Consider the following 18,385-nt stretch of genomic DNA (forward strand, 5'->3'; position numbering starts at 1 on the left):
TCACCTTATTCAAAATGCTACAAACTTTTAGAAAACAGTATAGATTTTGACATGTTGCTACTTTTCAGACAGCCCCTTCTTTTCCGCTCCTTTATATTATCCTTACTTGACAGAATATAAGTTTTTATCTCGTTGAATACTTTCAGTAAACTCCTTAAGACTTGCAGTAAGTCCACCTTGCCCAAATTTAATAAATTTCTGAGAATTTGGACCAATGTTTCTGTCCTTTACAAAATCAAAAAAAGCTAAAATATAGATTCTTCTATATACAATATTTATTACACCATATTCATAAAACCAGTTATCAACCGTATTGAAAACTCCTCGATTTATACGATATTTTCGATTGCAATTGTTATAAAACAGCAAATCAGGAAGATTTAGATACTTGTTCTCTAACAAAGTGGATTTGCTTGTCGGCTGCGAGTAGTCCTCTATGTTTAAAATGTTTTTTTGCATATATGATATCCTCCTTTATTTGCTGCTTTAATTCTTCCAATGAATTAAATCTTTTTTCCTCCCTTATAGGAAAAATCACATTGCAGCTAATTTTTTCTCCATATATATTTCCCTTAAAATCCATTAAGTGTATTTCTGTTGTTCTTTTCAAATTGGAATCAACCGTAGGCTTTACTCCAATATTCATCACACCTAAATAGGTGGAACCATCTAGTTTGACAGACACTCCATATACTCCATTATTCAGCCAATTTATATTTACATCTATATTTGCTGTAGGAAAGCCCAACTTCCTACCCAATTTTCTTCCTGAAACTACCTCACCTTCAAAGAAAGGTACTGCTTTAAGGCTGGATGCAAATAAATCTGTCCGCATCATAAATCCTCCCTTGTTTTGAAATCAAAAAAGTCTTACTCTTTCTATGATTGAAATTAATTAATTTTTTTAAGTTCCTTATGATATTCCGCTTCTATTTCCGATAAAGTTAAGCTATAAAGATGATGTCCATCTTTTTTATATACTCCTAAAGCAATTAGCTTTTTAATCAGTTCTTCTTTCCTTTGCTCTACTACCTTACGTAATTGGGCCATTTATTTATCCTCCCTTTTATAAGCTAATCATTGTCTTTTACAATGGTCGAACTACAAAAGTTTAAAGATAACCATTCAGAAATTTTGTTTTATCCAATTGACTTAGATCATACTACTTATTAAAAAGACAAAAACAATGGCAATGTAATATAAAAAGGCTCCCTGTTTAAGATACAGAGAGCCTCTAGTCTTCTAGTCAGCTAAGATTTTTTAAATAATTTTACGTTTATTTTTTAATTAAACAGATTATATACCTCATTATTCCTACCTGTCAACTATAAATTAAAACAAACTTTTCCATAAATCTTATATTAACTTTGTTTATACAAGATTGTGAATGCTTGATTTAATGTACACAAAAACGCTGAAGCAATTAAAAATTGCTTCAGCGCTTTTCGTTTATCCTCTTCCTAAAATTGAAAAAAAACATATTCCCAGCTGCTTAATAGAATGTATTTTTTAACACTCTAAATTATTTCGAAGATTTAGCTATCGAAACCTCAGGTGATATTACCTTATCATAAAAATCAACGAATTTATCACGATCTGCGCTGTCGCGGTAAGCCATAGCGACACGTGGATGTTCATTAAGTACACCAGAAATCATATAAGGAATGATATAACCCCACTCCCACTTTTGACGCATTTCAAGCATGTGCTTTTCAATTACGCCAAGAACTGGCTTCATCTCATAGCTTGGCTTCTGTATATAGCTGACTAGTAGCTCTGTGTTGCAATTTCCAGCTGCACGCCCCATGCCATAAACAGATGAATCAAGAAATGCAACTCCATTTCGCATCGCAGTCAATGTATTGGCAAATGCCAACTGCATATTATTATGTGTATGAATACCCAGTTGTTTGTTAGGAATCAGCTTTTGGAACTTTTTCACTTGATGCTCAATATCCGCAGGATCTAAGCTTCCAAAAGAATCGACTATATATACAACGTCAACTGGACTTTCCTTCACCATGTCAAATGCTTCAATAAGCTGATTTTCAGGCACGCTGGATAAAGCCATAATATTAAGTGACGTTTCATAACCCAAATCATGGAACATTTGCACTAGCTCTAGCCCCTTATCCACTTCTCGAATATAACACGCTACTCGAATCATATCTAAAGCACTTTGCTCACGAGGCAGGATGTCGTTTGGATCTACCCGCCCAATATCTACTAATGCAGATAGCTTTGTGAACTTTTTCTCAGGAATAATTTCTTTCAAGAAATTATCATCAAGAAATCTCCATGGATTTGGCTCCGTTGCATTCAGAAGTCTAGCGGAATTTTTATAGCCAATCTCCATGTATTCAACCCCCGCTGCACTTAGGCCATTATACAAGTCTTGAACAAATTCGACGCTGAAATCCCAGTTGTTTACTAATCCTCCATCACGAATGGTACAGTCTATAATTTTGCTACGATTTTCCACGATAGTAATATCCCCCTGTTTTCTCTTTATTTATACTTTTACGCTTTTACGCTTTTATGCTTTTAATCACTAAAATACCCTATTGTGTTTATAACATGGTTTACTCATTCATGTCAATCTCTGTCCGAACATTCTATTTTTTAAAGGGTTTTGCATATCCGATTAGATCAATCATTAATAGGATGCATACCATACCATACAAACTTAGTAATCATTATAACATTAATAACCAGAAGGAATTTATTTAATAGTAAGTATACGATAAAATTTGTTATTTTCATTTATCCCACGCTTAACGGGCAGTAAGACCCCCACTTATGGAAGTTTACTTTATATGCTAATCAGTTTATGACTTTTTCCCCATCTTGCTATCCTCTATGTTTTAGTTTTTTCAATATTGGCTTAAATTAACCGGATACATGAACAAACCCATAATCTCCTTACTTATCGCCGTGCGGACTGGCTGATTAAGTACGCTCTCTTCTTTATGTCCTCATCAGCCCTTGATATATCCCTGTAATATTCTGTACTTTGGTGCTGAACGAGGACATTCAGTTTAAGTTATCCTCAATGCTGTTCTATTTATCATTGCGCAGGGAAATAAAAAGAACCATTCTCTCATTCAAAAAAATCGAATAAAGGAATAAGTCCTTTGTTAAATTTATAATTAATCATTATGATAAAGTTCAACTAACCATCAGTGAGGGTTTTCTTCATACCCCACTGATGGTTAGTTGAACTTATCGGACCTTTACGGGCAGTTATCCCCCACCTAGCTTCCTCGATTTCTCTGCATCCCCGAGGTGGGGGTCTTACTGCCCGTTAAGAGTGGGATAAAATTGGGTCTGTAATCTACTTTTCATGCAATACTTTTCTTCTGTATTTTGGACTTAGAACGTTTGCTTTTAAAAAATATAATTCCTGTTGCAACTAAAAGTAATAAACCTGTCATAGCAAACACCGCTTGAGCAGGAAAAATTCCACCAATAAATCCTCCCATCATAGGACCAAGCATTCCTCCGATTTGATTGGCTGTTTGATTTAACCCAAATGCTCTTCCACGAAAGTCCTCGGATGTTGACTTCACAACGAGACCATTTAAGGCTGGAAACACTGCACAAAAAAATAGACCAAATATAAAACGAGTAATCGAGAAGCCCCAAATATTAGTGAAAATAATTTGCGCAAATGTTCCGAGAGATCCACCCAATAAGCCAATAAACAAAATACGGTTAAACCCTACTCTATCCGCTAATCTTCCCCAGTATGGGGCAATTATCACACTCGCAATCCCTGGCAAGGAAAAAACAATACCTGCTAATAAAGAAGTTTTATCCGAAGATCCACCTAATTCCACAATGTACAAAGGAAGAATTGGCTCGATGGTCATGATTGAGCACATCGAAACAACAGTTAACAATAGCACAAGCATCAAGATTCTATTAGCAAATGCGATTCTTAAATCATTCATTACAGAACCCTTTTCCTTGCTTGGAGTAAAATTCTCTTCTTTTACGAAAAATATAATCAGCATCGTCGAAAGAAGAACAATAAAGCCGGCACTAGCAAATGCCATTCTATTTCCTGCTAAATCGGCAATAAATCCTCCAAGCAGTGGACCAACAATTCCCCCTGTAGCTGATGCAGTCGAAATCATCGAGAGGGCATAGCCTGTTCTTTCAGAAGGGGTATTGGTTCCAACCAATGCAATAGCTCCTGGAATAAATCCAGATAATAAGCCTTGCATAATTCGTAGCACTAATAATTGATAGGGATTTGTTACAAATGCCGCTAATGTATAAATGACAAAAAGAACAAATCCTGCACGGATAATCATTGGTTTCCGACCATACTTATCGGCCACTCTTCCCCAGAACGGTGCAGATATAGCACCTGCAAAAAAAGCTGCACTAAATAATAAGCCTGACCACATTTCTGTATGTTCATGCACATTTAGTTCTAAAAGAAAAATGGGCAAAAAGGGAATAACCATAAAAAAACTTGCTGCAGTAAAAAAAACACCAATCCATAATACGAGTAAATTACGCTTCCACGTTGCCATCAATCCGCTCCCTAGCATCATCAGCATACCTTAATTCCTCAAGCACACTCATGACATTTGATAAACACATAATAGCATAAAAACCATTTATTTTCATTCACGAAATATTTGTTTCACGAATGAAATAAATGGTTTTTTATGGAATAAGAAAAGCGCAAGCGCCTTGCTCATTGCCGTACGAACTGGAAGGGCTTCGATTGAGATAAAGGAAACACGATGAGCGTTAGCGAATCGATGTTGACTTATCGTAGTGAGATGACCTGAAGTTCGATAGGCAATAGGCGCTGGAGCTAGACAGCTATCTGACTTCAGAAAACTTATACTTTCTTTTCTCTTAAAAAAACAGCTTAGAGAGATGATTCTCAGGGCCATATATCTTATAATTTTTTATCATGAAAAAATGTGATAGATGTTCTATTGCCTGTCCCATTATTCCTTTTGCTCCGCTTCCTCCTTTAAACTTTACTTTCTTATTTATCGATTATCCAATTATATCCAAAATATTTTTATACAGTATTATATCTGCCTTCTTTCTTCTTCTTTTAACTCACTTCCATATACCTTTAAGGCTTGTTTAATAGATTTTATATTTTTATTGGGTTTGCCCATCTACATTATTAAAACTGCGATAACAGTTTTTTTAGCAACAAACGTATATAAAGTATCTTAATGCAAATACTGTAACAGTTATAAAAGAAAGGAGGTTCTATCATGGACGTACAACGCGCACAAGTAATTTCTGGTTTAGAGACTATGGCCAATGTTACATATAACGGAAAACGCATCTATATTGAACATGTAGATCAACAAAATGGAACAGCTACCATTCATCCTCTTGACGAGCCAAATACTAAACAAAGTGTTTCCGTATCAAACCTAATAGAATCTTGACTGGAATTTTTTTCAGTAAAACACTACTTCAAGGTAGTGTTTTATTGTTTTAAAAAACCCCATTTCACTCTAAGATTTCCTTCTTTCTACTCTATTTTGACCTCACTATTCGTTATGTTAATATTTCCCCCTAGCTTTGTCTTTAAATATTCATGAATAGCTATGTCGATTTTGTTTTGGTTTTCCTTATCAAGCCATTTTTCAGGAATAATCAAATATTCGCAAGCATTGCTATTTAAATAACTATAGATGATCTGTGCTTCATCTATTTCATCTTTCGTAATGGCGGCGGGAGAATGAGGGGATTTTGGTTTAAAATAGGCTAAAATATTGGATTTCATCCAACCAGCTAGCTGGTTGCTATTTGTGAAATCTATTTTATACATTTGGTTGAAAAGAACTTTGTTCCTGTTAATGAGGAATAGTTTCACATTCAGTTCATCTACACATTCAATCACAATAATATGCTTATTTTCTTTTGTGAATTCGATTACTTTTTCTTTTTGCAGAAGGGAATGTATTGCTTCTATGCAATCTCTAACCTTTGCTGCCTTCTCAAAATCAAAACTCATCGAAGTCTCGATCATTTTTTGTTCCAGTTCTGCAAGGATGATTGTGTCTGCCCCTTCAAGTAAAGCAATGATTCTATTGATATTGTGATGGTACTGTTCCCTCGCCGAGCTATTAAAACATGTACCCATACACAATCCAAGCGAATAGTTTAAGCATGGAGTATTTTGATAGGATGGATTGCTGCATTGCATTTTAAAGAATTCCTTCATCCCTTTGATTGCTTTTTCTACCGTATTCTTGCTTGAATATGGACCAAAATATAGATTACAGTCCTTTTCATCGATCTGATTGGTTTGCTCTAATCTATACAGCCCTTTATCCATTCGGATCCTAATATATGTGTAAGATTGAGGACTTTTCATCAATTTATTATATAGTGGTTTTAATTCCTTAATTAAATGACATTCAAGCATAAAAGCTTCAAATTCTGTATCGGTTAGAATATAGTCGAAATCCTTTAAATGGTTGACTAGCTTTTCCACTTTTTTAGAATGATTCTTGGAGTTTTGAAGGTAGGATTGAACTCTATTTTTTAAATTTTTCGATTTTCCCACATATATAATATGATCAGAGGAATCTTTCATTAAATAAACGCCTGGAGAAGAAGGAAGTTTTTTCGCCTTATCTTTAATATTCATTGTGATTCCTCCCTCATTACTTCCTTTTTATTATAGCAGCAAAGAAACTAGTAAACTTTGCGTAATCTTCTGATATTCAGATCTTGTGTATGTATAATCATTATCTATTTTCATTATTTTTCCAGTAACCATATATAGCTTCTTTAATTATTTCGGCTAATTCCTTGTTTTTTTTCTTCTTTATCCATTCCGCTTGATCGATTGGTAAATTTAATTTCAATGTGACTTTCTCATTAGGCATTTCATGTTCTCTTATCTCTTCTAAAGTAATTCCTTCTTCTATATTCGGAAATAAAGAATCGTTTTCGTTTACTAGAAGAAAATCTTGATATTCTTCCATATCGTTCAGTTCGCAAAATAAATTAAGCTGAGGCAATCCTCCTGATAAGCTTTTTAGATGCATAAATGTATTTATTAATCTACCATCTTGTAATTCTATCTCTAAAATTAGGTTTTCTTCCTGTCTATATTTATTCACAACCACTTCACTCACAATTATATCCAACTCCAAAGTATATCCAGTGCTTGAGGCAAAAATATAGATTGCGCTATTAAATAAATGGATACTCTTCCCATCAATTTTTACCAATTTAACCTCCACCATAAAAGACGCTCCTTTCAGTCTTTATTTCGACAAAAGTGAGTGATTCCCTGCATATATCGGGCTTCCAAATTAACTTACGAAAGTAGTTATTCATTTTATTTAAAATAAAATGAATAGATTTAAAACACCAGATTATTCAATAATTATCTCTAGTTGTGAAGTCAACAAAGGAGGACTTTCGCGAAAGGGCATTTGGATTAAACCTTATCCGCTAATCAATGGGGGGATTATGATGAGATGGGAATAATCACAGTCATTTACAAACACGTTTAAACGGCCGTAGCCCTTTGAAGAATATAGGACTAAAGCCGCTTAACAATTAGGCTTAACTTACCCATTCTACCGCATGGCTTAAGTTAAAATGTGGCCACCTTCCACATGAAGTACAGTTCCAGTTACGAAACTATTTTGGATCAGGTATAGTACGCATTGTGCAACATCTTCCGCTCTTCCTACTCGTTTTACAGGAAGTTTTTCTCCAACCGCAGCATAGAAATGATTGCGAGCTTCTTCCGGCATTTTGTTCCGGGAAGGTGTATCTATTATACCAGGTGAAACGATATTCACTCGGATCGGGGCAAGTTCTAATGCCAAGGTCTGTCCCAGGTTAGAAACAGCTGCATTGACTGCACCTAGAATGGACGAACCTACCATTGATTTATATGCTACAACCCCAGAGAATAAAGTAATAGAACCGTTTGGCAGGATTTTCGGAGCACCATATTTAGCAGCGTAGTATTGGCCCCAAAATTTGTTTTCAAACAATTGCTGCGCTTGCGCAGTATCCATTTCGAGGAAAGCCCCGCCAGATGTTTCTGCTGCGCTCACCACAAGATGGTCAAATTCACCGACTTTTTCAAAGAAAGATTGAACTTGCTCTTCTTGTGTTGTATCCAGAGTAAAAGCTGCCGCTCTTGCTCCCAACTGTTCTTTGGCCTTCTGTAATTTATCTTCGGAACGGCTGGCAATAATTACTTCTGCTTCTTGAGCTAATATTTGTTTAGCTGTTTCAAAACCAATCCCCGAGCTTCCGCCGATAATCACAATTTTTTTACCTTTTAGCATGTTAACACCTCCTTATCATTCTATTGAAAATTCAATACTTCTTTCAGATGTACTTCAAGTTCAGATACAAATTTTTCAACCTTTGGATTTTTGATTACATCATAACAAGTGAAACTCTTTAAAGGTTTCATTCCGAGGAATTTCTGTATACGATGTAAATGACTTAATGCATATTCTAGGCTGTTGCCTTCGAAAAATTGAGTTGGATCGTTAAATGCTTTTTCGGGTGCATTCCAGGTAGTCGAAAGCATATATTTCTTTTCGGTCAATAATCCACCTCTTCCATATTGATCAGCACCCTTAAAAAACAAACCATAAGCATAAACTTCATCCATATACGTTTTCAATAGGCCTGGAACACTGAACCAATAGATAGGTGTTTGGTAGATAATAATATCAGCCCATAAAAACTTTTGTTGTTCTTCTTCAATGTTATATCCATTTTGAATAATGGATGTTTTTATATGGTTCTTTTCACTTAGCAAATCGACCATTTTATCCGTCAAGGTTTGATTTAATTTCCCGTCCGCTGAACTATATTTCTGATGGCCGTTGATAATAAGTATATTTTTCATCTTATTTGTCTCCTTTAATTCTGTATTTTTTTAAAAATCAATAGATCTTAATTTTCAGATACTGCTCCAAGCTGTTGTATTAATGAGCGCTAATGGCAGTTTGTTTCGTTGATTTCTCGTACTAATTTTCATCACCTCTTCCATATAGGGTTAAAATATAAGGCTCATTGTTATTATATATATCATTTATTCCTTTAGGGAAGTAGTGATATTTTTTTCATATAGTTTCCTAAAATGAACTAATGTGCTATGATAGGGTAAATCATTCGTAACATTTTTAAGGAGGATATTTCAGATGAGTGTTATGGAGCCAGTCATACTGACCAAAGGATCACCAGATGAGCTTTGCCCCATTGCTAAAACGCTTGACGTGATTGGGACTAAATGGACTTTTTTAATTATTCGTGATTTGCTTATCGAAGGAACGATGCGATTCAGCGATCTATTAAAATCGATGGATAAAATTAGTCCAAAAACGCTTTCGCTTCGTCTTAAAGAACTTGAGGAACATGGGATATTGGAAAGAAAAGTATTTCCAGAAGTTCCCCCGCGTGTGGAATATACGTTAACAGAAAAAGGAAAACAATTGGAAAGTATTTTCATTGAATTAAAGAGATTCGGATTAAATTTATAAAATCAAAACTTAGATCATTCATAAAGTAAACTTCCATCAGTGGGGGTTTTCCTCATCCCCCACTGATGGTTAGTTGCACTTATCGGACCTTTACGGGCAGTTATCCCCCACCTAGCTTCCTCGATTTCTCAGCATCCCCGAGGTGGGGGTCTCACTGCCCGTTAAGAGTGGGATAAATTTTGACGGATCATCAATTATGAACGCTATCTGAATATCATTAGAAAAAAAACAACAAGTCACTTAATGGCAATTATCACCATCAATTGACTTGTTGTTTTTTTACATGTATTTTATTTTGCCCAATTTCCATTCTTGTACAGAATTTCGCATCTTTTTCATACATATCATTTAGTTTAATCCTTCTTCACTTTGAACACATTTACATAACAAATTAACTATAGGGATTCCCTTAAAAAAGGGTTTAGCAATTAACAGGATAGTAATACCTCTACGTGAAATTGTTATTTTTAGTAAAGGTTTATTCTTTTTTTAATAAATACATCTAAAGATTTGGTTAATCCCTATATCTTATAGCTAATCCTTTTAAGAAATTTCTAGCGTATCTATCTCCACACTCTACATAATTCTTATGTCCTTCTTTTCTTAATAAAGCGCTTAATTCTCCTTTTGTTATCATTACCCCTGCTTCTTCTAAAATATCAAGCATGTCCTCACTTTTTAATGCTAGTGCTATTTTTAATTTTTTTAGCAATACATTATTAACACTTCCATTATCCTTGATAGACATTGCTGGTCTTTCAAGCTGACCTGGTTTTGGATCTTGCTTCCCTCTTTTAAATATAATAAGGCCATTTAAAAATGACTCTAGCATGAAATTGCTGCATATCTCTATATCATCGTCGCTGCCATCTTCCTTATCGTATGTGTCCTTTGACTTCACGAGCAGCTTTAGCACTTCTTCCTTTGGTACTTCTATGCCCCCAAGCTTAAAGATCTCTACCATTTCTGTATTTTTTATATCTAGAGCATATCTTAACCGAATTAAGATATCATTATTATTCATATTCATCTTTATTCCTCCTAAAATATTGACTATGAGCATGCAGTCAAAGCACATTTTCCAAAAATGCTCTAAATTTAAATCCCTATAATGTTTAAAATAGTATCACCAAGAATAGGCATTTATATTGTACCTTCAATACTAACCAACAATTAAAAAACTACCACTCATAAGCTTATGTCCATTAAATTAATAGTTTAACACTTTACAGACATGTTTTATAGTTTACCTAAATTAAATGTGTAATGTTTATACAAAAAATTCCTCAAACCTTTAGATTGAGGGAATATGATGCTTATCTTCTAAAAAAGCCAACATGGAAACTTTCTCCTAGTTTTGTGTTTAGATAGTCATTAATGAGGCAATCCGCCAGACAAGCTTTTTAGATGCATAAATGAATTTATTACTCTGCCATCTTGTAATTCTATCTCTAAAATCAGGTTTTCCTCATTTTTATATTTAATCACAACCACTTCACTCACAATTATATCCAACTACAAAGTATATCCAGTGCTTGAGGCAAAAATATAGATTTCGCTATTAAATATATGAATATTTTTCCCATCAATCTGTTTAGAAAGCACGATGTCACCTCTGTTATATATCTACTTCTATTTTAAAGTCCATCTATTTAAAATTCTATACAAAATAGATTAAAAACCGGTTGATTGGAGTGGAAGGGGTGAGACTCCTACGGGATTAGCGAGACAGTCCGAGACCCTGCAGGAGCGAAGCGACGAAGCGATGGAAGCGGCTCGGCGCTCGCCCCGTGGAAAGCGAACCCCTGGAGCGGAAATCAACATCCCCATCTAAAAGAAAAATAAAGTGAACCTTTCCATCAGTGGTGGTTTTCTTCATCCCTACTGATGGAAAGCTTGCGGTCCACAGGATGTGGGTCACACAAACGAAGACATAGGAAGTGGCGACCTTAGTTTGTGTACCTCTATCGGACCTTTACGTGCAGTTATATCCCCACCTAGCTTCTTCGATTCCTCAGCATCTTGAGGTGGCGGTCTTACTGCCCGTTAAGAGTGGGATAAATAAAAAAACTGTAAACAAACTTCCTTTTTAAGGAGCGTTTGTCTACAGTCTGAGGCAACACACCATAAATGGTTTGTTGCCTTCTTAAAATGAATAAGGTATTTCATATTATATTGTTTGATAGCTAATAGCTTTCTTGTCGGTAATCTTTATTTTTGTAATTATCCGTTTAAGATACCTTTTTGACTAAAATAATAATATTTCCCATCTATTTTTTGTTTGCCTGTCAGCATTATTCCAATGGTGTTAAAGTAATATTTATTGCCATTTATTTTTTGCCAGCCTGTTTGCATGATTCCAGATGTATTAAAGTAGTACTGCTTGCCGCTTATTTTTTCCCAACCAGTCTGCATGATTCCAGATGTATTAAAGTAATACTGCTTGCCGCTTATTTTCCCCCATCCTGTCTGCATGATTCCAGATGTATTAAAGTAGTACTGCTTGCCGCTTATTTTTTCCCAACCAGTCTGCATGATTCCAGATGTATTAAAGTAATACTGCTTGCCGCTTATTTTTTCCCATCCTGTCTGCATGATTCCAGATGTATTAAAGTAATACTGCTTGCCGCTTATTTTTTCCCATCCTGTCTGCATGATTCCAGATGTATTAAAGTAGTACTGCTTGCCGCTTATTTTTTCCCATCCTGTTTGCATGATTCCTTTTGTATCGAAATAATATTTTTTGCTGCTTATTGTTTGCCAGCTTGTCTGCATCATTCCCTTTGTATTGAAATAATACTTTTTACTGCTTATCGTCTGCCAGCCTTTCTGCATTTCCCTGTCTTTATTAAAGTAATACTGCGATTTAGAAATTACTTTCCAACTGGTCGAAAATTTACCTGTCGCTTGATCATAATAATGCCAAATCCCATCATAATTAACCCAATTTGAACCTGTTGTAAACTGATACACTTGTACATTTTGTAAGTTTTGGCTTACTTCTCCGTAAATAGCTTCCTGTTTAATTGTAAGTGTGTAAGTAGTAGAAGGCTGCAAATATTCAGGATATATGGATAAAGCCTTCTCCTTCACCACACTATTGAACTTGACCTTCCCTGTAGGACCAGCCAATTCAATCTGATCAGGGTCAACCTCTATGAATTGATTAAAATAAAACGCAAAACTAGAGTTTACAGGTATTTTAGAATTAAAAGTTAAAGCAGCCTCGCCTGTCTTTGATACAGAAATCTCTTTTGTAAAAGCTATTGGTTCGCTGGAACCTGGGGGATCCTGAATCCCTTTTATGGAAGCATCAATCAATGCAGCATAACTGCTGCCATTTCTATCCGTTCCAATATCCATTAAGTATCCATTTTGATAAAAAACATTTTGTACTCTTAAATCTTTTCTAATCGTATACAAATATTTATTTGTATTATATTGATACACGTCAATACCATTGTCTTTCCTTGCAGCAAACGTTAATCCATTTTTTTCGTTAAAAGCATAATCATTATATTTTCTTCCTAAATGATAGGTGTAGATCATATCTCCAGATCGGTACTTGGCTGAATCAAAAACAACACCGCTGTTATTGACTATACTTAGTCCATCAGGCGATATTTTTAAAGAAGGTTCTATAGGGTAATCTCCGTGGTAGGGAGAATCATATTGGCTCTTTATAATTCCATTATCAACCTCATAAGCACTTACACCCATCGGGCTAGTAAGAGGAGGTGTAATGGAGTAGACTTTGGATGACTCCTGATTATAATAAATATAGGAACCTCGACGCATATTGGCTACGTATGAATTGGAGATTTCACCGCCAGTTTTCAAAGAGTAAACCTTCATCGTTGACCATGAACCTGAACCAGGAGAAATATAAACAAAACCATTTTCATCAATCGCAATGTCAAAAGGATCTGTATCTACTTCTATCAATTTCGTTGCTTTAAAACTTTCTGTATCCACCTCTGTGATAGCTCCAACTAAGTTTGAAGAACTTAAAGTATGGGACATCTCTTGCTGTGTTACATATAGTTTATTATTGTATAGCTCTAGCCTTTCAGCAGGGTAAGGCAGTGCTAAAGCTTTTATTGCGCCTGTAGACATATTAACAGCATAAATGGTCTTACTTCCAAGCCTTGTCATATATATAACAGGTTTATTTGGGTCCAATGCTACATCATTCGGCTTAAATCCAAGGTTGTTCATTGTCCCTGCTTTATCAGGCATCCCTTGTGTGCTTGGAAGACCTTTGGAAGGCGGAGTGTCTGCTTTTATAGTTTCGATAAAATTATTTCCACTGCTGTCTTTATTAATAGTTATTAACATCCCTTTTTGGTAGAGCATCTTTTGAACATTTAAGTCCTTTCGCAATGAATATAAAAATTTATTTGTTCCATACTCATATACGTCAATACCTCTTGTTACACTTGCTGCATATGTGAGCTGATATGCTTGACTGAACTCAAAATCATTGTATTTTCTTCCAAAACAAAAATTATCTGTTATATCTCCATCTTGAGTATCAGCCAGGTTGTATACATTTCCACCGATATTATAAAAGTTCTTACCCATCCAGAGAGAACTTACCTGAAACCCCCAAAATATTGTTATTTTCATAATTCGGTCGACTATAACTTTGGATGACTCCATTTTTTATTGAAAAAGATTCCATTCCCTCTCTATCGTTCACATATAATTTGCTATTGTCCTCATTAAAAAATATGTTATTGCTTTCATACAAAGAACCCATTCCAAGCGGTTGAGTAATTTCTTTTTTATCTTTCATGGAGTAGACTTTTAAATAACCCCACTGTCCTGAACCTGGTTATTCTTTAAATCCAGCCTTTCCGCTTCATAAGGCAAGGTTAATGTTTTGATTCCCCCCGTAGAGTAGTTAACCGCATACAATGTTTTGCTGCCTAACTTTGTCATATAAACAATTGGTTTTGTTTCGTCCATTGCCACATCGTTTGGGGTAAAACTAAGATTGATTTTTGCCGAAACTGCTTGGACATGAGTGTTAGAAAAAAAAGGTACAGAAGATGATAAAACTAAGATTAAAACAAATAAGAATTTAAGAGAGAATTTCAACGATAACCCACCTTTTTGATTTATATAGAAATTTCATCATGGATAATGATGGTTTTTATATGGGAATATTCACATCATACCTTTGGTCCTTAGGAGGTAAATCCATATAAAACAAAATAGGTAGAGTAGCGTAAAAAAAGGCAATCACTAATTTTATCCCACTCTTAACGGGCAGTAAGACCCCCACCTCGGGGATGCCGAGAAATCAAGGAAGCTAGGTGGGGGATAACTGCCCGTTAAGGTCCGATAAGTGCAACTAACCATCAGTGGGGAATGAGGAAAAACCCCCACTGATGGAAGTTTACTTTATATGACTTAAAGCAAGTTTATTCATAGATTTCGATTCGTCGCATCAAGATTTTGAATAGCAACAGGAAAACTTCATTATATCCTGCTGCTTCTTTTAAAAATCATCTGAGTGACACACTCAACGTGTCCTTGACTAAAACCTCTTTCTGCGATTTCTGCACTTAGTTTCCACTTCTATTTAAATGAGTAGTTTGAATTTCATAAATTCCCTTTCTGTTATTTTTAGATTTTAAAAGCACCTATTAATCCCCTTAGATCCTCTGCCATATTTGCTAAGTTAGATGCCGACGATGTTACCCCTTCCATTGTTGCCAACTGTTCTTCAGAAGAAGATGCGATATCAGCAGTATTTTCTATAGAGGAGATTGCAATTTTTGAAACATCTTCAATAGACGCATTCACCCGTTCCATACTCGCAGACATTTGTTCTGAAACAACTGATAATTCTTGAATCTCTCCGCTTACACTTTTAATAGAACTAAGGATTTTGCTAAATGCTGTACCAGTTTGCTCTACTAAGTTCATTCCTTCACTTACTTCTGCAGTCTCATGATCTACCATTTCTACTACTTTTAGGACATCAGCTTGAATATACTGAACTAAGTTTGATATTTGACTAGCTGAACTCCTTGATTGTTCTGCCAATTTCCGAACCTCATCAGCAACAACTGCAAAGCCCTTTCCATGTTCACCTGCTCTTGCTGACTCAATAGCCGCATTTAGTGCTAACAAATTTGTTTGGTCTGCTATTCCTGTTATTACTTCAATAATTTTACCAATTTGGTTAGAATTAATGTTTAATTTATTGATTACCTTATTTGTTTCAGTAGTAGAATCATTGATAGATTTCATTTGTCTTACTACCTTTTGTAATAATTCATTACCTGCTATTGCTTGACTTGTAGTATCTGCTGAGGAACCCGCAATACTTGAAGATGTATCTGCTATACGATTAATTCCTATAGACATTTCACTAATAGATTTTGCACTTTCTTTCGTAGCCTTACCTTGAAATTCAGATCCACTTGCAACCTCTTGAATAGCATTTGTCACCTGGTTTGTCGCCGAAGTTGTTTGCTCAGCACTTGCCATTAATTCTTCAGCTGAAGAAGCAACTCGTTCTGAAGTAGTGCTCACATTCAAGATTAATTCTCTCAAGTTTTTAGTCATTTGATTAAATGATAAAGCTAACGCACCAATCTCATCTCTATTTTTTATTTTTATCTGGTCGATAGTTAGATCTCCTCGTGCAACACTTTCAGCTGATTTCGAGATTTGTTGGACAGGCTTTGAAATCATTCTACTTATATACAACGCTATTAATATACCAAGAAAAAAGGCTATGACACTTATAATTATTATAATTGTTTTACTACCATCTACTTTTTTAGAAAGTTCATTACTGGTTTCTTTCAACTTAGATTCTTGGTAAAAACGAGCTTTTTCACCTACATCAGTAATGCTGGTCGTTAATGCATTTCCCCTCTCTGCCATTATTTTAGTGATTTCAGAAGTGTTGTTTTGCTCTTTTAACTCAATTAGTTCTTGAGCCAACAGATTATACTGTTCTTTTACCGAGATGAATTCATCAATTATATTATTTTCTTCATTCGTACTATTTGTTTTCAATAATTCCTCTGCTTTAGTATTAAATAATTCAGATGAATTATTTAATACTGATAAGTTATCTTTGTTGCCATTAGCTAAATAACCTCGAACAACAATTACTTCCCTTAATACAGCATTCTCCATATCTGTAACAAGGTTAATTTGGTTAAAGCTCTCATCAATAGAACTCGAGTAATTGTCATTTACTATTGTAAATTCAACAAATGATAGTACTGAAACTATTAACAACAATAACAAAATCGAAAAGAACCCTAATAACAATTTTTTAGAAATATTTAACTTCAAGATATCCATCTCCTATACTCAAGGTATATAAAAATTAAGTTGCATTACACTATATCTTTCTTAGACATACTTCCTAACACAAAATATCTCGAATTTCTGTTGTTCCTTTTATCCAATACGGAGTATTTTCACCTTTTAACGATTTTACCCTTTCGTTAGAAATTGCTTTACATACTGATGACATACTGCTCATTTCTAACTTGGAATATTACAAACAGCACATCAGCATTCTCTCTACAAAAAAGAAACCCACTATTTATTAAAGGTTTCATAAATTTCTTTTATTTGAAATTAGCTACTGGCTGGCATCAAATATTCTTCATTCACCCCTATAGCTTTGCGTCTCTATTTTTCAATAGATTCGCCCCTTTATTACTATTTATATATCCAAAGTAAATATATAGTAATTTTATACTATTTACAATTGGGCATTTCGTGACAATTCACACAAAAAATGAAATAAGATAGAACCTTTCTCACTGCTACGTCTGCAAAAAATAGACTAAGGGGGGTATAACTCACTATATAATGTGGAAATGGAATTCTATAACCATGGTGAATAGGAAAGAACACACGAACTCTACAGAGAAGAGGTATTGACCATATCGAGAACTGAGAAAAAAGACGGAATCCGCATTAGATTTAGCCAATCTGTTTGGACGTCAAGAACTGATTGAATGAAGATTGAAAACCACCTGATTCTGATTAACTAATCTCTTTTCTTTCAAACCGTTCATTGATTGGTTCATCCCAATCAATCGTTTTGTCGATTTTTAAATAGGACCTAACATCCACTATAACTTCAAACGGAATCGTTGACGTTCCATCATTCGTAACATAAATCTCTTCCACCGCATAAACAGGAAATAATTTTTTCTGTTCATAGGAAGGAAATTCAAGCAATTTCAATTGTTCCTTTGTCAAATGCTCCACTGCTTCAAGAGAAAGGGTATAAGTTTCTTCTTTAACCATTTCTTTAGAAGGAAATTGACCATGGACAGAAAACGAAGTGAGTTTCCCTTCCTGATTAAATTTAACTTCAATAAATCCAGATGGAGATACTGCTACACCTTCAAAACATTCTTTAAATTGAAGTTCCCCTTCACTTTTTTTATGTAATTGAAATTGCTTCCTATATGTAAGACCTGTTTCACGTTCAATCCATTTTATTATTTTCTTTGTATCCAGATTGGCAAACGTAACACCATCTTTTGCATATGTCTTACCCATTACAAAAATAGCACTCTCAAACTTACGAGTAGTTAAATTGATCTCAATAATAGCTGTACCTTCTGGATTTGAACCATCTTCCTCTTGTTCCGTTACTTGATTTGGAAACCATTCCATACATAATGTATAGATCGTATCATTGAAGATATGGACGTTTCGAGAAAGGCTATGTCGTTCTAAGTGGTAATTCTCTAATCCAAATTTTGTCCTTGCAAAATCAATTAATTCTTGTATTCTACTATCCATATGAATATCCCCTCCAATCTTTAAATTCCTGAAATAATATAAGGAATGGTAATAAAAAC

Annotated in this window: 18 protein-coding genes and 1 riboswitch; of the genes, 2 read left to right on the forward strand and 16 right to left on the reverse strand. The window is 34.8% G+C overall.

The window, feature by feature from the left end:
- Positions 1-102: 102 nt before the first annotated feature.
- From ACTYBU_RS11330 to ACTYBU_RS11350, 5 genes are all read right to left on the reverse strand, one after another.
- Positions 103-459 (reverse strand): hypothetical protein, encoded by a 357-nt coding sequence (locus ACTYBU_RS11330; protein WP_445490095.1) that lies wholly within the window; start codon positions 457-459, stop codon positions 103-105.
- Positions 371-835 (reverse strand): riboflavin kinase, encoded by a 465-nt coding sequence (locus ACTYBU_RS11335; protein WP_445489793.1) that lies wholly within the window; start codon positions 833-835, stop codon positions 371-373. Before ACTYBU_RS11335 ends, ACTYBU_RS11330 begins: the two co-directional genes overlap by 89 nt.
- A 56-nt stretch (positions 836-891) precedes the next feature.
- Positions 892-1,050 carry a Fur-regulated basic protein FbpA gene (locus tag ACTYBU_RS11340; protein WP_445489795.1) on the reverse strand — a complete coding sequence of 53 codons (159 nt, stop codon included), beginning with the start codon at positions 1,048-1,050 and terminating at the stop codon, positions 892-894.
- A gap of 472 nt (positions 1,051-1,522) precedes the next feature.
- Entirely contained in the window at positions 1,523-2,482 is a 960-nt protein-coding gene (locus ACTYBU_RS11345) for an aldolase catalytic domain-containing protein (protein WP_445489797.1), read from the reverse strand.
- Positions 2,483-3,341: 859 nt separating this feature from the next.
- Complete coding sequence (locus ACTYBU_RS11350) at positions 3,342-4,544, reverse strand: MFS transporter (protein WP_445489798.1); 1,203 nt, start codon at positions 4,542-4,544, stop codon at positions 3,342-3,344.
- Positions 4,545-5,255: 711 nt separating this feature from the next.
- Here ACTYBU_RS11350 and ACTYBU_RS11355 point away from each other — a divergent pair.
- Entirely contained in the window at positions 5,256-5,435 is a 180-nt protein-coding gene (locus ACTYBU_RS11355) for a small acid-soluble spore protein H (protein WP_445489800.1), read from the forward strand.
- Between the two features lie 86 nt (positions 5,436-5,521).
- Here the strand turns inward: ACTYBU_RS11355 and ACTYBU_RS11360 are convergent, their stop codons facing one another.
- The 4 genes from ACTYBU_RS11360 to ACTYBU_RS11375 all read right to left on the reverse strand — a co-directional run bounded on the left by ACTYBU_RS11360 (position 5,522) and on the right by ACTYBU_RS11375 (position 8,890).
- The gene (locus ACTYBU_RS11360) at positions 5,522-6,646 is read right to left on the reverse strand and encodes a GIY-YIG nuclease family protein (protein WP_445489802.1); all 1,125 of its coding nucleotides are present in this window, start codon (positions 6,644-6,646) and stop codon (positions 5,522-5,524) included.
- A gap of 100 nt (positions 6,647-6,746) precedes the next feature.
- Complete coding sequence (locus ACTYBU_RS11365; RefSeq protein WP_445489804.1) at positions 6,747-7,250, reverse strand: hypothetical protein; 504 nt, start codon at positions 7,248-7,250, stop codon at positions 6,747-6,749.
- A 351-nt stretch (positions 7,251-7,601) separates the two neighbouring features.
- Complete coding sequence (locus ACTYBU_RS11370) at positions 7,602-8,315, reverse strand: SDR family oxidoreductase (protein ID WP_445489806.1); 714 nt, start codon at positions 8,313-8,315, stop codon at positions 7,602-7,604.
- Positions 8,316-8,335: 20 nt separating this feature from the next.
- Positions 8,336-8,890, reverse strand: a complete 555-nt coding sequence (locus ACTYBU_RS11375) for an NAD(P)H-dependent oxidoreductase (protein WP_445489807.1) — start codon at positions 8,888-8,890, stop codon at positions 8,336-8,338.
- 295 nt (positions 8,891-9,185) lie between these two features.
- Here ACTYBU_RS11375 and ACTYBU_RS11380 point away from each other — a divergent pair, with 295 nt between their 5' ends.
- Positions 9,186-9,524 carry a winged helix-turn-helix transcriptional regulator gene (locus tag ACTYBU_RS11380; protein WP_445489809.1) on the forward strand — a complete coding sequence of 113 codons (339 nt, stop codon included), beginning with the start codon at positions 9,186-9,188 and terminating at the stop codon, positions 9,522-9,524.
- A 514-nt stretch (positions 9,525-10,038) separates the two neighbouring features.
- Here ACTYBU_RS11380 and ACTYBU_RS11385 read toward each other — a convergent pair.
- From ACTYBU_RS11385 to ACTYBU_RS11415, 7 genes are all read right to left on the reverse strand, one after another.
- Positions 10,039-10,554 (reverse strand): YehS family protein, encoded by a 516-nt coding sequence (locus ACTYBU_RS11385; protein ID WP_445489811.1) that lies wholly within the window; start codon positions 10,552-10,554, stop codon positions 10,039-10,041.
- A 344-nt stretch (positions 10,555-10,898) separates the two neighbouring features.
- Positions 10,899-11,027, reverse strand: coding sequence for a hypothetical protein (locus tag ACTYBU_RS11390; RefSeq protein WP_445489813.1), 129 nt, complete (start codon positions 11,025-11,027; stop codon positions 10,899-10,901).
- A 720-nt stretch (positions 11,028-11,747) separates the two neighbouring features.
- Positions 11,748-14,108, reverse strand: coding sequence for a hypothetical protein (locus tag ACTYBU_RS11395; RefSeq protein ID WP_445489815.1), 2,361 nt, complete (start codon positions 14,106-14,108; stop codon positions 11,748-11,750).
- Positions 14,101-14,322 (reverse strand): hypothetical protein, encoded by a 222-nt coding sequence (locus tag ACTYBU_RS11400; RefSeq protein WP_445489817.1) that lies wholly within the window; start codon positions 14,320-14,322, stop codon positions 14,101-14,103. The genes ACTYBU_RS11395 and ACTYBU_RS11400 overlap by 8 nt, the downstream gene beginning before the upstream one ends.
- A gap of 11 nt (positions 14,323-14,333) precedes the next feature.
- A complete protein-coding gene (locus ACTYBU_RS11405; RefSeq protein WP_445489818.1) occupies positions 14,334-14,627 on the reverse strand; it encodes a hypothetical protein in 294 nt (97 codons plus the stop codon).
- A 531-nt stretch (positions 14,628-15,158) separates the two neighbouring features.
- Positions 15,159-16,850, reverse strand: coding sequence for a methyl-accepting chemotaxis protein (locus tag ACTYBU_RS11410; protein ID WP_445489820.1), 1,692 nt, complete (start codon positions 16,848-16,850; stop codon positions 15,159-15,161).
- Positions 16,851-17,140: 290 nt separating this feature from the next.
- A riboswitch (cyclic di-GMP riboswitch) is annotated at positions 17,141-17,226 on the reverse strand.
- Between the two features lie 329 nt (positions 17,227-17,555).
- The gene (locus ACTYBU_RS11415; RefSeq protein WP_445489821.1) at positions 17,556-18,326 is read right to left on the reverse strand and encodes a hypothetical protein; all 771 of its coding nucleotides are present in this window, start codon (positions 18,324-18,326) and stop codon (positions 17,556-17,558) included.
- Between the last annotated feature and the right edge of the window lie 59 nt (positions 18,327-18,385).

This window comes from Niallia sp. 03133 (assembly GCF_052663225.1).

Coding starts and splice junctions, on each gene's coding strand:
- ACTYBU_RS11335 (WP_445489793.1), bottom strand. CDS start 835: ATGCGGACAGATTTATTTGCATCCAGCCTTAAAGCAGTACCTTTCTTT.
- ACTYBU_RS11360 (WP_445489802.1), bottom strand. CDS start 6,646: ATGAATATTAAAGATAAGGCGAAAAAACTTCCTTCTTCTCCAGGCGTT.
- ACTYBU_RS11380 (WP_445489809.1), top strand. CDS start 9,186: ATGAGTGTTATGGAGCCAGTCATACTGACCAAAGGATCACCAGATGAG.
- ACTYBU_RS11355 (WP_445489800.1), top strand. CDS start 5,256: ATGGACGTACAACGCGCACAAGTAATTTCTGGTTTAGAGACTATGGCC.
- ACTYBU_RS11340 (WP_445489795.1), bottom strand. CDS start 1,050: ATGGCCCAATTACGTAAGGTAGTAGAGCAAAGGAAAGAAGAACTGATT.
- ACTYBU_RS11375 (WP_445489807.1), bottom strand. CDS start 8,890: ATGAAAAATATACTTATTATCAACGGCCATCAGAAATATAGTTCAGCG.
- ACTYBU_RS11400 (WP_445489817.1), bottom strand. CDS start 14,322: ATGAAAGATAAAAAAGAAATTACTCAACCGCTTGGAATGGGTTCTTTG.
- ACTYBU_RS11350 (WP_445489798.1), bottom strand. CDS start 4,544: ATGGCAACGTGGAAGCGTAATTTACTCGTATTATGGATTGGTGTTTTT.
- ACTYBU_RS11415 (WP_445489821.1), bottom strand. CDS start 18,326: ATGGATAGTAGAATACAAGAATTAATTGATTTTGCAAGGACAAAATTT.
- ACTYBU_RS11395 (WP_445489815.1), bottom strand. CDS start 14,108: ATGGGTAAGAACTTTTATAATATCGGTGGAAATGTATACAACCTGGCT.
- ACTYBU_RS11330 (WP_445490095.1), bottom strand. CDS start 459: ATGCAAAAAAACATTTTAAACATAGAGGACTACTCGCAGCCGACAAGC.
- ACTYBU_RS11365 (WP_445489804.1), bottom strand. CDS start 7,250: ATGGTGGAGGTTAAATTGGTAAAAATTGATGGGAAGAGTATCCATTTA.
- ACTYBU_RS11385 (WP_445489811.1), bottom strand. CDS start 10,554: ATGAATATGAATAATAATGATATCTTAATTCGGTTAAGATATGCTCTA.
- ACTYBU_RS11370 (WP_445489806.1), bottom strand. CDS start 8,315: ATGCTAAAAGGTAAAAAAATTGTGATTATCGGCGGAAGCTCGGGGATT.